This is a genomic window from Saccharopolyspora sp. 6M (assembly GCF_020176775.1).
Classification (GTDB): domain Bacteria; phylum Actinomycetota; class Actinomycetes; order Mycobacteriales; family Pseudonocardiaceae; genus Saccharopolyspora_C; species Saccharopolyspora_C gregorii.
On sequence record NZ_JAIUJZ010000142.1, the window covers coordinates 1 to 13,813 of the forward strand.

Annotated in this window: 11 protein-coding genes; 5 read left to right on the forward strand and 6 right to left on the reverse strand. The window is 68.0% G+C overall.

Translation table 11 applies throughout. The features are described 5' to 3' along the window. From LCD31_RS18950 to LCD31_RS18960, 3 genes are all read right to left on the reverse strand, one after another. Positions 1 to 579: DAK2 domain-containing protein (locus LCD31_RS18950; protein ID WP_224959900.1), on the reverse strand; the 579-nt coding region annotated here is incomplete at its 3' end. Then, positions 576 to 1,586 (reverse strand): dihydroxyacetone kinase subunit DhaK, encoded by a 1,011-nt coding sequence (locus LCD31_RS18955; RefSeq protein WP_224959901.1) that lies wholly within the window; start codon positions 1,584 to 1,586, stop codon positions 576 to 578. The genes LCD31_RS18955 and LCD31_RS18950, both read right to left, overlap by 4 nt. After that, positions 1,586 to 1,900: a hypothetical protein gene (locus tag LCD31_RS18960; protein WP_224959902.1), complete on the reverse strand. Its 315-nt coding sequence runs from the start codon at positions 1,898 to 1,900 to the stop codon at positions 1,586 to 1,588. Before LCD31_RS18960 ends, LCD31_RS18955 begins: the two co-directional genes overlap by 1 nt. A gap of 426 nt (positions 1,901 to 2,326) precedes the next feature. Between LCD31_RS18960 and LCD31_RS18965 the strand changes: the two genes are divergently transcribed. Continuing rightward, positions 2,327 to 4,606, forward strand: a complete 2,280-nt coding sequence (locus tag LCD31_RS18965) for a tetratricopeptide repeat protein (RefSeq protein ID WP_224959903.1) — start codon at positions 2,327 to 2,329, stop codon at positions 4,604 to 4,606. A gap of 82 nt (positions 4,607 to 4,688) precedes the next feature. Further along, entirely contained in the window at positions 4,689 to 5,024 is a 336-nt protein-coding gene (locus tag LCD31_RS18970; protein ID WP_224959904.1) for a hypothetical protein, read from the forward strand. Between the two features lie 49 nt (positions 5,025 to 5,073). Here LCD31_RS18970 and LCD31_RS18975 read toward each other — a convergent pair whose 3' ends face one another. Then, positions 5,074 to 6,315, reverse strand: coding sequence for a hypothetical protein (locus LCD31_RS18975; protein WP_224959905.1), 1,242 nt, complete (start codon positions 6,313 to 6,315; stop codon positions 5,074 to 5,076). 376 nt (positions 6,316 to 6,691) lie between these two features. Between LCD31_RS18975 and LCD31_RS18980 the strand changes: the two genes are divergently transcribed. Together LCD31_RS18980 and LCD31_RS18985 are read left to right on the forward strand one after the other, a co-directional pair. Further along, a complete protein-coding gene (locus tag LCD31_RS18980) occupies positions 6,692 to 9,601 on the forward strand; it encodes a tetratricopeptide repeat protein (RefSeq protein WP_224959906.1) in 2,910 nt (969 codons plus the stop codon). Positions 9,602 to 10,409: 808 nt separating this feature from the next. Further along, positions 10,410 to 11,126, forward strand: a complete 717-nt coding sequence (locus tag LCD31_RS18985) for a MerR family transcriptional regulator (RefSeq protein ID WP_224959908.1) — start codon at positions 10,410 to 10,412, stop codon at positions 11,124 to 11,126. Position 11,127: 1 nt separating this feature from the next. Here LCD31_RS18985 and LCD31_RS18990 read toward each other — a convergent pair whose 3' ends face one another. Continuing rightward, entirely contained in the window at positions 11,128 to 11,511 is a 384-nt protein-coding gene (locus tag LCD31_RS18990) for a YchJ family metal-binding protein (protein WP_224959909.1), read from the reverse strand. Positions 11,512 to 11,639: 128 nt separating this feature from the next. Here LCD31_RS18990 and LCD31_RS18995 point away from each other — a divergent pair, with 128 nt between their 5' ends. Further along, positions 11,640 to 12,017 (forward strand): PH domain-containing protein, encoded by a 378-nt coding sequence (locus tag LCD31_RS18995; protein ID WP_224959910.1) that lies wholly within the window; start codon positions 11,640 to 11,642, stop codon positions 12,015 to 12,017. Between the two features lie 54 nt (positions 12,018 to 12,071). Here the strand turns inward: LCD31_RS18995 and LCD31_RS19000 are convergent, their stop codons facing one another. Next, the gene (locus LCD31_RS19000) at positions 12,072 to 13,610 is read right to left on the reverse strand and encodes a long-chain fatty acid--CoA ligase (protein ID WP_224959911.1); all 1,539 of its coding nucleotides are present in this window, start codon (positions 13,608 to 13,610) and stop codon (positions 12,072 to 12,074) included. Between the last annotated feature and the right edge of the window lie 203 nt (positions 13,611 to 13,813).

The window sequence follows — 13,813 nt, forward strand, 5'->3', positions numbered from 1 at the left end:
GGCGTCCGCCGGCTCGGTGGCGGCGGCGAACGCCCAGAACAGGAGGGCGATGCCCAGCGCACCGGGATCCGGTTCGCCGAGCGCCCGCTCGCCGACGTAGCTGGCCCGGCCCATCCGGGCCCGCAGCCGCGCGGTGCCCTCCGCGCCGGCGGCGGCGCCGCGGGCGGCGGCCGCAAAGCCCTGCTCGGCGGCGTCGACCGCGGGGGTGAGCGCGTCGACCAGCGCCCGGTAGCCCACCTCGGCCTCCCCGACCCGCTGGATCGCGGCCAGCCCCGCACCGGCCCCGGCGCGGAACCCGGCGAGGTCGTCGGACTCGGCGAGCCCGCGGGCGATCTCGGTGAACAGCAGCCCGAACAGCGGGCCGCTGGTGCCGCCGACCTCGTCCAGGAACACCTCGCCGAGCGCGCCCAGCGCGGAACCGCCGTCGGCGTCGAAGCGGGCCACGGCGGTGCGCACCCCGGTGCGCAGGTTGTCACCGAAGTCGCCGTCGCCGCTGCGCTGGTCCAGCTCGGTCAGCTGCGCGTGCGCGTCCTCCACCGCGGCGGCGAACCGGCGCAGCACCGTCTCCTGCTCGATCATGATTCCTCCGAGGTGCGCGGGAAGGCGGGCGTGATCGCGGGCGCGGTCCACCAGGACCACCAGTCCGGTTCCATCCTGGTCACCGTCACCGAGAACCCGGCCATGTCCAGCGCGGGCACCAGGGTGCCGACCAGGGCACCGGACACCTCCAGCCCGCGGCGGGCGAGCCCGTCGGACACCAGGTCGTGCAGCCCGTAGAGCTCCAGCTGGGTGGTACCGCCGAGCCCGTTGAGCACCGCGACCACCCGGTCCGGCCCCGGCGGCAGCCCGGCGACGAGCTCGTCGAGCAGCTTCTCCACCAGTTCCTCCAGCGGCGGCCGGGCGACGGTCTTGCGGGCCCGCTCGCCGTGGATGCCGACGCCGTGCTCCAGCTCCCCGGCGTCGAGCGCGAACGACGGTTCCCCGGTGTGCGCGGAGGTCTGCGCGCGGGACGCGACCGCGAGGCTGCGCGAGGCCGCGGCGAACCGCCCGCCCAGCTCGGCGAGCTCGTCGAGGCCCAGTCCGGTGTCCGCCGCCGCGCCCAGCAGCTTCTCCACCACGACCGTCGCCGCGGTGCCGCGCCGCCCGGTCGCCGTGTCGGCCGATTCGGTGGCCAGGTCGTCGTCCACCAGCACCCGCCGGACCTGCACGCCTTCCAGGCGCAGGCGCTCCGCGGCGATGCCGAAGTTGATCCGGTCCCCGGTGTAGTTCTTCACCACGTGCACGACGCCGTCCGGCCCGGCGGCGGCGCGGCTGGCCGCGAGCACCTGCTTGTTGTGCGGGGAGGCGAACACGCTGCCCGGTGCCACGGCGTCGAGCATCCCGCGGCCGAGGAACCCGGCGTGCAACGGCTCGTGCCCGGAACCGCCGCCGGAGACCAGGCCGACCCGGCGGGCCGGATCGCGGTGCCGGGCGACGAGATGGGCCGGTCCCTCGCGCAGCTCCACGAGGTGCGCGTGCGCGCTGGCGAACCCGCGCAGCGCGGGCGGCACCGGATCGCCGTCGGACGGGTGGAAGGGAAGGGGCATCAGCGGAACTCCTGGACGGGAGCGGTCGGTGCTCGGACAGCGGACCTCGGTTCGAGGCGGTCCACCTCGTCGATGAGCACGAGGTAGGCCAGCAACTCCACCACGGCCAGCGCGGCGACGAACAGCAGCGTCCTGTTGAAGGAGCCGGTGAGGTCGAGGATCGTGCCGACCACGATCGGCACCGTAGCGCCACCGAGGTTCGGGAAGAATCCGAACACGCTTCCGGAGAGTCCCATCATCCGCAGCGCGGCGATCTCCGAGGCCAGCGTACAGCCGATGGTGTTCGTCCCCTGCGCGAAGAACGCGACAGACACACCGCGATCACCCAGACCGGGGCGTCGGGGTCGTTGCCCAGCACCGCGGAGGGCGCCGAAATGGTCGTCGCCGACGGCCCCGAGGAGGCGAAGCCGTGGCTCGCCGCGCGCCGCGCCGTCCCACTCGTCTTGGAGAACGAAGGCGCGAACCTTCCCGAGTACTGCGTTCCCAGCTGCTCGAACTCGTCGTCGAGACCCGTCGGATCGCCGAGCGCTACCGGATCACCACTTTGCCTCTCTTGGCCGTAACCCTTCGGCGATCGCGTACCTCCGGAGGCTTTGCCCGTCCGGCACGGGTTGCGCGCGGCTGATGCCGATATCTGCATCTAGCGGATCGATTGTGGGGAATGGCGTCTTCGAAAGTATCTCGTGGAATTGATTTGTGGCCGGGGGTTGTTTGTTCGCCACGATGGATGGTCCGATCGGGTGAGTGAGTTGAGTGCTAAATTCATCTCGGTTGCGGTTTTGCTGGGATGTACGCGGTGTTTGAATGGTTCGGCGGTGCGTCTGCAAATCGAGGGGGATGGGATGCCCGAGGAGTCAGCGGGCCAGAGTCGGGGCCGAGGCGACCGACAAGGCGTCCGGAATTCCACGTCCGCCGACGTGCGCGGATCGGTCGTCCAGACCGGCGTCGTGCACGGCAACGTGCACTTCCACGCGGTTTCGGCGAGCGGTGACGTCCCCCTCCCGCACGAGGTCCCGTACGGGCCGGACCCTCTACTCGGCCGTAACCACGAGCTCGGGGTGCTCGATGGCTGGCTGTCGCGGGGGGATCGGAGGTTGACCGTCGCTGCGCTGAGCGGGTCAGGAGGTATCGGTAAGACCGCACTGGCCGCGTCTTGGATGCACTCCCGGTCGGATGAGTTTCCCGAAGGGCAGCTGTACGCGGAACTCGGCACTGACGGGTCAGGCGAGCCTGTTTCGGCGAGTGAGATTCTCGGTCGTTTTCTGCGTTCGCTGGGGGTTCCGTCCGAATCCATCCCGATCGAGCCCGCCGATCGAATAGGGTTGTACCGGTCGATGACCGCGGGTCGCTCGTTGCAGGTGTTGCTCGACAACGCCACATCGGCCGCCCAAGTGCGTGCGTTGTTGCCGAACTCACCCGGCTCGTTGGTGGTGGTGACCAGCAGCGCCCGGCTTGCGGGATTGGCGCTGGACGGTGCTCGCTTCCTGGACGTCGGGCCACTGGCGGAAAGTTCGGGCATGCGGCTACTCGCGGAAGTGATCGGGGAGAACCGCGTGGACGGTGAGCCGGAGATCGCGCTGGAACTAGTGCGCCTGTGCAGTGGTTTTCCCTTGGCGATCGTGGTCGTCGGCGCCCGGATGTCAACCCATCCTGGCTGGTCAATATCGGATGTCGTAGAGCAGTTGAGTAGTGTGGACGATCGATTTTCGGCATTGTCCTTGCACGATGACGTGTCAATGGAGTCGGTGTTCGACCTCAGCTACGAGGCCGTATCCGAGCAGGCCGCCTTCGTCTACCGTGCGTTGTCCGTGTGCCCGGGTGAAGATTTCTCCTCCGAGCTGGTTCGAGCTGTGGTGGGGCCGCACGTTGACGACGTTCGTGATCCGGTGTGGGAGCTGGTGGAGGCGAATCTTCTGGTGGAGAAGGAATCTCGTCGCTTCCGCTTCCACGACTTGATCCGTGCGCACGCTCGGCTATGCGGCGAGCGTGAGGACTCAGCGGAGCAGCGCGATGCGGCCCGTCGGCTTGCGATGTGCTGGTACCTGGGACGTGCGGCGGAGGCGGACCGAGCGGTGAACCCGTTGCGCGAGCGCCTGGGATCGATTTTCGCGTCCGATACGGACCGTTCGGCGACGGACCGTTCGGCCGGATTCGCCTCCGCAGAAGCCGCGTTGGACTGGTACGAGCGGGAGCGCAGCAACCTGCTGGCCGTCCTCCACTCGGGGTTGCAGCTCGGATGGGATGAATTGGTGTGGCAGTGGTGCGAGGTGATGTGGAGCTTCTTCTTGTACCGGAAGTGGTACGACGACTGGATCCAGTCCCATCGCGCCGCTCTCGGAGCTGCCGAGCGGGTCGGTTCTCCGCTCGGGGAGGTTCGCGTCCGATGCCAGCTCGGATTCGCCTACCTCGATCTGGGGCGGTATGAGGAGGCAGCCGACGTGTGCGCGCCCGCGTTGTCCTTGGCGGAGGAGACCGGCCACGCCAACAGCATCTCCACCGCGCTTTCACAGCTCGCCAAGGCCGCTCGCGGCGAGAAGCGCTTCGACGAGGCGCTCGCATACCTGCGACGCGCTCTCCGGCTGGCCGAAGGGGCCGGGAACCGCCGCAGCATCGCATTGCGGCTGCGACGCCTCGGTGCGGTCCTCGCTGATCTCCACCGGTACGAGGAGGCGGTCGAACACCTCAGGCAATCGATCGATCTCCTCTCCGAGATCGGCGATCAACGCGGCCGCGCACGAGCGCTCACCGTTCTGGGACGGATTCAGCTCGAGGAAGGACGGCTGGAAGAAGCAGGGGACGCGCTGCGTGCGTCGCTGGAAGGGATGGCCGATTCAGGATCGCCCTCATACGTGGCTGACGTCCACGTCGAACTCGCCACGGTCGCCGAAAGAGGGGGCGACGCCGCGAGTGCACGGGAACACTTGGAGATCGCCGAGGGGCTCTACCGCCAATCGCAGCACCCCTCCGCCGCGTCGATCCAAATGCGCCTGAATCAAGGGACGGGCACCTCGGAGCGCTGAACCCCCACGTGCTTCTCCCCGGACCGGAGGCGAGGCCGGATCGGCACAGTCCGAATTCGACGTCAGCAGATACCCGGCGACGATGCCGCACAACCAGCCGGACAAGGGGCCGAGCGGTGGACAACCCACGTGCAACGCCGAAATCGGGGTGGTCAGGAGGCAGGTGGTCGCGCTGGTTCGGGTGACGATTAAGGCGGATGCCGGGAACCGCTGGTGCAGCTCTGCTGCGTCGTCGAAGGCCGATGCGAGTCCTGAACGCGCCAAGAGGACGTCAGCGCACGGCCTCCATCGCGCGGAAGCCGCCGAGAGGTCGCACATCGAGAAATCCGAGTTCGACGAACGGTACCGTTGCCAACTCACCGACAGGGTTCCTGCAGCACGTTCGGTGCAGCGCAGAGACCGTCGTGTGAAGGAGTGAGCAGCGGGGGGCGGCGCCGCGAATCGACGGCGGATGTGATCGCTGAGCATCAGCGCACCTCCGGAATCGCGATGCTCAAAGCCGCGGGGACCGGCCTGGGGAGGGGAACTGGAGCGAGGGGTGCGTTGTGTGTCGGCTCCGTCAAGCCCAGGAGCCGGTACATCTCCTGCCGGAGGATGCGTGCGCTTCTCCCGGGGCGGGAGGTGAGCAGGGCGCGCATCCTCTCGGTGATCTCGGGACGCGCCGTGGCGATGGTCTCGTCGATCTGTTCGGCGAGCGGACGGTCCTCTTCGTAGCGGGGCACCAGCCTGGCGAGGCTTTCGGCCGGTCCGCCACGTCGGACGTTGTCGTCGGGGAACGTCGCCAACCGGGTGGGTGTTCCGAATGCTGCTGCGTACTGGGTGGTCGATCCGTGGTCCCCCAGAACGGCGTCGGCGGCGACCATCGCACCGCGCCAACCTTCTTCCGGCGGCAGGAGCGCCATTCCGCGTCCGGTGCACTCCGATAACCAGGCCCGGACCTGCCGTCTGCCGTGCACGGTCCACACGTTCGGATGCACTACCGCCGCCACCCGGTACCGATCGGGATCCAGTTCGTCCACGGCCCGTCGGTACATCTCCAGACGTTGGCAGAACAACGACTCGGTGGACCACGTGGAGCTGATCACGACGAGTATTTGGTCTTCGCGAACGCCGAGCGCGTACCGGTAGTGCTGGCGAAACGGCCGGCTCGCGTCCATGCGATCCAGGCACAGGTCACCTGCGACCAACGCAGCGGACAGGGCTTCCGGGCAGGACGAGCGCAAGGCATCGAGCTCCTCGTCGGTGCTGAGAACCAGCGATGACGGAATGACCCGGCCGTGCTTGATGAGCTCCTCCCGAACCAGCCCGTGCGTTGGCAGTGCTCCCGCGCCACCTTTGCGGGGGCGGAGACGAGAGCGCAGCGCCCCCGCACCGTGCGGGGTGACCAGCAGCGGGCCGTTCGCGGGATCCGTGTCACTCCTGCTCGCGTCGAGAACCAGGTCGAATCGGTGTTGCAGGGCCTGTTGCCAGGGCAGGACGAAGCAACCTTGCGCCCGCACGAAGTCCTCTGCTCCGTCCCAGCTTGCGATCGCGTCCGGCACGGTGAAGACCACTTCGACTCGATGGTCGCTCTCGAGCAGCGGCACGAAGTCCATCAACCGGGTTCCCGCCACCAGGTGAGGAACCATGACGAGGACGGTCCGAAGATCTCCCCGGCTTCGCCGTTGTTGCGATCCGATCCCGATCGGACCGTTGATCCACTTCGTCATCACGTGCCGCCTTCCTGAGGATCCGGCACGTCGTGAATGCCGGAGAACGGATTCGTCCCCTGAATGGTGCGTGGCGGTGTTCGGTGGTCTGGCTTCAGCCGAGACGGGTATTTGATGAAATCCGCAGCTCAGCGCGGGGGAGTGGATCTTGAGGCTGGCGTGTTCGGCTCCGCGTAGATCATTCGGGCGTGCCCGGTGGAATAATCACGGAAGGCGTGGTGGGAACACTGGCAGAACGCTGTCAGTTCCCTGTAAGGATGGTTGATTTCCTATGGGTGGCGCACGCATTTACTGCGAATGGACGCTGTGACGGCCACTCGTGCTGAGAACACTGGGAGTCACGAGGATAGGTCTCGACCAGCGGGAGGGGGCGCTGGTGGATTTCAAGATCTGCGGCTCGGTCTGGGTTCGCTTGGCAGGGGAGGCACCGCAGGGGTGGCGGCAGTCCGCGAAGGTGAGGGGGTTGCTGGGCGTTCTGCTGACGCGGCCTGGCCGGACGATCCGAGTCCCCGCGTTGGTGGATTGGTTGTGGGGACAGGAAGCCGATCCGGTGAAAGCGTCCAAGAGCCTCACGAACTACGTGACGCGGCTGCGTCAAGTCCTGGAACTCACTGATCCACCCTACGAGCTGCGCCACATCGACCACGGCTACCGGCTCGACGTTCCTGCTGACCGCATCGATTACCACCGGGCACGTGACCTGCTGGCCGCCGGACGTTCCGCACTGCGGGACAGGGACCACGAACGTGCGAGAGGTCTGCTGCACGAAGCTCTCGAACTGTCGAACGAGCCGCCCATCCTCGACTTGGACACCGCAGCTGCACAAGAATTCCGCCACAAGGTTCGGAAGAACCTGGTGTTGCCGGCCATCAACGGACTTGCCGAGAGTCAGCTAGCACTCGGCGAGCCGGAGGCAGTGCTGTTGCACCTCGACGACCTGTCGGTCGAGTACGAACTCGAGGTGACGCTTGCGATGCGCCGGGTCGACGCCCTCCACGCCATGCATCGCCGCGATGAGGCGACTTTGCACTACTTCGTCACCCGGCGGAACCTGCGCGAGCACGGGCTGGAGGACGAGGCCGACGCCCTCCGTGCCTACATGAACAGACAGCAGGCCCTCGTCCCTGAGCCGAGACGAGAAGGGGACAGCGCGCCGCAGCACCGAGATCCGGTATGGCGGTTCCCACACGACCGCGAAAGGCTTGCCGGTCGGGAGAGAGTCATCGCCGACCTCAGCCGCATGACCGATCACGGCCTAGCCGCGAAGATCGTAGTGCTCACCGGCACTGCGGGAATCGGCAAGACCGCGCTCGCCCTCCACTGGGCGTACCGATCGCGGGATCGGTTCGACGGTGGTCTCTACGTCGACATGCGCGGCTTCGCCCGTGCCCCGCGGATGGAGTCCGCAGAACTCATTCGGCGACTCCTGCAAGGTTTCAACGCGCATGCCGAGGCGCTCACCGATGAGGAGATGCAGCGGACGAAGCTCGCCACGGTATTGACCGGGCGGCACAGCCTGATCCTGCTGGACAACGTCGCCGACGAAGATCAGATAGCACCACTGCTGGACCTCGTGCCGGATTCCTTGCTGCTGATCACGAGCCGACGGCGTCTCGCCCATCTTGCGGTGCACTGGTCGGCTGAGGAAGTCGCTGTCACCACCGTGCACACCGAGACGGCCCATGCCTGGTTGCGGGAGTCCATCGGCGATCGCTGTGATGTGGAGCCGGAGGCGCTGACGCGTCTCGTCGGGCTGTGCTCCGGGATCCCGCTGGCTCTTCGACTCCTCAGCAAGCACATCGAAGATCGCCCACGCACGCCGCTTGCTGAAATCGCCCACTTCCTCGCGAAAGAACACCGCATGCTATCGATGGGAGAGTCGGCCGGAGCCGGGCACTCCAGTCTGCGTGCCAACTTTTTGCTCTCCTACCGCGCGTTGCGGCCGAAGGCTTGCCGTCTTTTTCGGCTCCTAGGGCTTCACCCACTGCCTGAAGTATCCCTCGACGTGATCGTCGCTATGACGGGGGACTCGCGTCCGGACACCTTGGACCTCATCGAAGAGCTCATCCAAGCCAACCTGTTGGACGATCGATCCGGCAGCGTCCACATCCACGATCTGCTCCATGAGTTCGCTGCCGAGCAGGCGGATGCGGATGAGCCAATGGTCGAGCGACGTGCGGCGACAGCTCGGATGATCGAGTGGTACCTGAACTGCGCGACCAGTGCCGAACGCGTTCTGTTCAAACACCGTCCAGGGGTTCCACCGTTGCTCGCGCCGGTCCTCCGGCCCGGGCGTGAGTTCGCCGATGAGCGGGAGGCGATCCGCTGGTTCGTGGACAACCACCGCGTGCTGGTGGCCATCGTCCGTGCTGCCCACGATCGAGGCTTTCCCCACCACACGTGGCGATTGGCGAATACGCTCAACGAACCGTTCAAAAGACATGGGCAGTACAACGATGCGCTCACTTGCCTCGGGCTGGCGAGAGCTTCGACGATGTCGGTGTCCGATCGTGAAGGTTTGATCGGCACGATCATCAACCTCGGCTACAACCAGCTGATGTTGCGGGACCTAGAGCGTGCGCAGGAGAACTTCACCGAGGCGCGGTCCCTGTGCCGACAGCTCGACGATCACCACGGTCTGGCTGTGGCCTTGCACAACCTCGCCTCGGTGCGCGGCCACCTGGGTGACGTCGAAGGTGCGACCCGCCTGTACGGCGAAGCACGTGAGGTCGCCATCGAACATCACCTCGACCACGTGCACGCTGGTGTGCTCCGCAGAATGGGTCGATTGGCCAAGGAGTGCGGAGACCCCCGTGAAGCGAGCAGGCAGTTCCGGGAGTCTCTTTTTCTGCACCGCAAGGTCGGGAACGTGCAGGGAATCGGTGAAGCGCTGAGCGAGATCGGTGCTCTTCATGCTGATCGAGGTGAGCTCGAAACCGCCTTGGACTATGGGAATGAGGCGCTCGAGCACAATCTGAGATGCCATGATCTGGCGACGTTGGCGGAAACGTACTGCTTGCTGGCGCAGATCGGCTTGAAGCAGATGCGGCTCCGAGATGCTGCGCAACTTGCAAGGGAGTCGATCGGTGTCACCTGGAAGACCGGTGACCTTCCCTGTCGTGCTCGCGCGCTCGATCTCCTCGCGACGATTCTGTTAGAAGCCGGTAGTGAGGGTGAGGCGGTCGAAGGCTGGCGTGAGGCGCTGGAGATCCACAAGGGGCTGAAGGACAGGCGCTGGGTCACTCTCCGTGATCGCTTGAAGGGGCTCGGAGTTGAAGACATCTGACCGTCGATTCCGCAGCGTTTCTACTGCTCCCTAATGTGAGACTGTCTCAGTTCCTCAGTGTACCCCCGACTTCAAGGCCGCCACGCGGTGTGGTTAGCTAGATCAACTCCTCGGGTGGAACCTCACGGAAGGGGTACCCCGGCCGGGGTAGCGGTTAACCTACCGTCTCGCATTTGTGCGAGCTGCACAACATTTTCGGAGAAGTTGTATGCGCTATTTTCGGCGTCGCGGTGGCAACGCCCCCGCATTTCGCCTGCTGTTGGGTTCGGTGGTCGTCGGTGCCGCGAATTCGGCCATGCTCGCGGTTTCTTCCTGGTACGGGCAGTACGGGTTCGCGTTCGCGTAGCTTTGGTAATCGGAGAAGCTGAGCGCGGTGAGCAAAATGATGATTCGTTCCGGTATGCGTGCTGAGTCTTCTTCGGAGTGGGCCCTTGTGGAGAAGGGTTGAAGATGGTTGCGGTGGGTCTGCCGTCGTCGGCATCGGTCGGCGGCAGGCTCACTGAAAGAGCGTCAGGAGTGGCGCTTGTAATTCGCGTGGCGGGAATGTGCGCGAGCCGGGAGCATGCCCTCCGGCCCGGCCAGGGCCGACTTCGTCAACGGCGCCGGCGTCGGTCAGGTGCGGTCGGACCAGCCGACAGGAGATGCTACGTCCAATCGATGCCCGGTTCCGAACGTGCTCACAGGCCTATGTTCCACCGACCGGACAGTCGATCGCCCAACTTGGACCCGTGAGCCCCCTTCCGAAGCTCCCGCTTGACCGTGCCCCTGGGGCATGGTGTGGAAAGGGAGCATGAGAGGGAGGATCTCGATGGCGTGGAGCACGCGGCAGGTGGCGGAGCTGGCGGGGACGACGGTGAAGGCGGTCCGCCACTACCACCGGATCGGACTGCTGGAGGAGCCGGAGCGGGCGTCGAACGGGTACAAGCGGTACGGCATCAGCCACCTGACGCGGTTGCTGCGGATCCGGCGGCTGGTGGACCTGGGCGTCCCGCTGGCGGAGATCGCGGTGGTGGAGGGCCCGGACGACCGCGCCGAGCAGGCGCTGCGGGCCCTCGACGCCGAGCTCGCCGCGAGCATCGAACGCCAGCAGCGGATGCGGGCGGAACTCGCGGCGGTGCTGCGGAACCGGACGCTGGCCGAGCTGCCGCCCGGGTTCGACGGGATCCGCGAGGAAGTCCCGCGCTCGGGCCGAGCGCTGATGCTGCTGTACGCCAGGGTGTTCAGCCCCGAAGTGATGGATGCGCTGCAGGAGATCGTGTCGCGGCCGATGCTGCCGGTCGAGACCGAGTTCGAGGGACTGCCCGCGGACGCCGACGAGGCCACCCGCGCCGACCTGGCACAGCGCTACCTGCCCGAGTTCCACCGGCAGTACGAGGCGTACCCGGCCATGCGGGACGCGTGGCGGACCGCGCCGGGCGGGGAGGCGTACGCCGCCTCCGTCGTCGTCCCGGCGATGGTCGAGTACTACAACTGGGCGCAGCTGGACGTGCTGCAGCGGATGAACGCCCTGCTCGCCGAGGAGTGAGTCACTCGTGGTCGCCGTCGACGTAGTACCAGTCCCCACCGCTGCGGGTGAAGCGGCTGTGCTCGGTGAGCGACCCGGCGCGGCCGTCCAGCCGGTAGTGCGCGCGGAACCGGACCGTGCCTGCGGAGTCGAACGGGCCGCCGCCGCTGCGGTCCAGGACGTCGAGGCGGGTCCAGCGCTGTGCCGGGTCCAGCTCCACCGAGTCCGGCCGGGTCGACGGGTCCCAGGTCCGCAGCAGGTGCTCGGCGTCGCCGACGGCGAACGCGGCGAACCGCGAGCGCATCAGCTGTTCGGCGGTGGCCGCGCGGCGCGCGCCGGTGTGCAGCGGTGCGCAGCAGTCCGCGAACACGTCGCCGGAGCCGCAGGGGCATCGATCGGTCTTCACCGGCCCAGTCTCGCAACCGGGTGGTGCGCGGCGGGATCCGGTGCCGCCGGTGCACGCCGGATCAGCGGCCCGCGTGCTTCGCTACCCTGGGGCCAGGGGAAATCTCGATCTTGCAGGGGAGTGCGTCCGTGGGACTTTTCGACGGCATGATGGGGAACGCGTCGCAGATCGATCCTCGTGCGGCGGCGCAGGAGTACGGCAGGCTGCTGGCCCGGGGCGAGGAGATCCACTCCGCGTACCGGCTGATCCGCGACTCGCTGCTGTTCACCGACCGGCGGCTGATCCTGGTCGACAAGCAGGGCATGACCGGCAAGAAGGTCGAGTACCACTCGATCCCGTACCGCAGCATCAGCCACTTCGCGGTGGAGACGGCGGGCACCTTCGACCTGGACGCCGAGCTGAAGCTGTGGCTGTCCGGCGCGTACGAGCCGATCGTGAAGCAGTTCGGCAAGGGCGTCGACGTGTACGAGGTGCAGGCCGTGCTGAGCGCGTACGTGGCGCGCTGATCGCGGGTGGTGCGCCCGCCCCCCGCGCGGGCGGACCGGTCCGCGGCGCGGCCCTCAGCCGCCTTCGGCGAGCCGCTGCTTGATGTCCGGCTTCAGCACCTTCCCGATCTTGGAACGGGGCAGGTCGGGCCAGAGCTCGATCCGCTTCGGCGTCTTCACCCCGCCGAGCCGTTCCCGCACGAACGCCCGCAGCTCCTCCTCGGACGCCCGGGCGCCCGCCCGCGGCTGCACCACGGCGGTCAACTGCTCGCCCCACTTCTCGTGCGGCAGGCCGACCACCGCGGCGTCCTGCACCGCCGGGTGCGCGAGCAGCGCCCGCTCCACCTCCGCCGAGTACACGTTGAACCCGCCGGTGATCACGACGTCCTTGGCGCGGTCGACGATGTGCAGGAAGCCGTCTTCGTCGAGGTAGCCGATGTCGCCGGTGTGGTGCCAGCCGTGCCCGCTGACCTCCGCGGTCGCCTCCGGCGCCTCGTGGTAGCCGTCCATGACCAGCGGGCCGCGCACCACGATCTCGCCGCGCTCGCCGGTCGGCAGCAGCGCGCCCCCGTCGCCCAGCACCGCCACCTGGGTCAGCGGGCTCGGGCGGCCCGCGGCGGAGAGCCGCTCGGTGGCGATCGACCCGTCCGGGCGGAAGTGGTCGGTGGGCGCCATCGTCGCGATCATGTTCGGCGCCTCGGTCTGCCCGAACAACTGGCCGAGCACCGGGCCGATCCGGGTCAGCGCCTCCTCCAGCCGCGCCGGTGACATCGGGGCCGCGCCGTACCAGAGGCAGCGCAACGAGGTCAGGTCCGCCGCGTCCAGGTCGGGATGGTCCAGCAGCCCGTAGATCACCGTCGGCGGCAGGAACGCGTGCGTGATCCGGTGCCGCTGCACCAGCCGCAGGAACTCGCCGAGGTCCGGGTTCGGCATGATGACGATCTCACCGCCGAGCGCCAGGACCGGGAAGGTCAGCACCCCCGCCGAATGGGTCAGCGGGGCCAGCGCCAGGTATCGGGGCGACTCGCCGAACGGGTAGCTCATCAGCGTCGTCGCCGTCGCCGTCAGCATGTTCGTCGCGGTCAGCCGCACGCCCTTCGGCACCCCGGTCGTACCGCCGGTCCCGGCGAGCATGCACAGGTCGTCCCCGGCGCGCGGCACCCGCTGCTGCGGCGTGGCCCTGCGCTCCAGCCACTCGTCGAAGGTCCACGCGCCCTCGACCTCCCCGTCGAGGCACACCAGCTCGGTGAGCCGCGGCAGCTCACCGCGGATCCGCTGGACCAGCGGGGCGAACCGCTCCTGGAAGAACAGGCAGCGGCAGCCGAACAGCTCCAGCAGCTGCCGGTTCTCCGCCGCCTCGTTGCGCGGGTTCACCGGGCACCACACGGCCCCGGCCCGCGAGATGCCGAAGATGCAGGTGAGGGCGTCCGGGTCGTTGCCGGACAGCACCGCGACCCGGTCCCCGGGTTCGATGCCGGACCCCCGCAGCGCCCCGGCGACCCGCCAGGACAGCCGCTGCACCTCGGCGTACGAGCGGGTCTCCCCGCCCGTGGTCAAGCAAGGCCGGTCCCCGCCGAGGGAAGCGCCCTTGTCCAAGTAGTCGGCCAGCTGCACAGCTCATCGCCTCTCTGCAGAACTCGTCGTGCACGTCGGCCCCCGCGGCTTCGCCGCTGACGAGGCGGCGGCGCGCGGCCCACCTCGTCGTACCGGTCGGAGCGCCGGCCGCCGCGGACGGCGGGCCGCGCCCCCCAGCACCGGTGGCCCGCCCGGCTCCGGTGCAGGGCCCGGCCGCACGCGCGCCGCGGGGCCCGCAGCGC

Coding starts and splice junctions, on each gene's coding strand:
- LCD31_RS18955 (WP_224959901.1), bottom strand. CDS start 1,586: ATGCCCCTTCCCTTCCACCCGTCCGACGGCGATCCGGTGCCGCCCGCG.
- LCD31_RS18985 (WP_224959908.1), top strand. CDS start 10,410: ATGGCGTGGAGCACGCGGCAGGTGGCGGAGCTGGCGGGGACGACGGTG.
- LCD31_RS18975 (WP_224959905.1), bottom strand. CDS start 6,315: ATGACGAAGTGGATCAACGGTCCGATCGGGATCGGATCGCAACAACGG.
- LCD31_RS18970 (WP_224959904.1), top strand. CDS start 4,689: ATGCCGCACAACCAGCCGGACAAGGGGCCGAGCGGTGGACAACCCACG.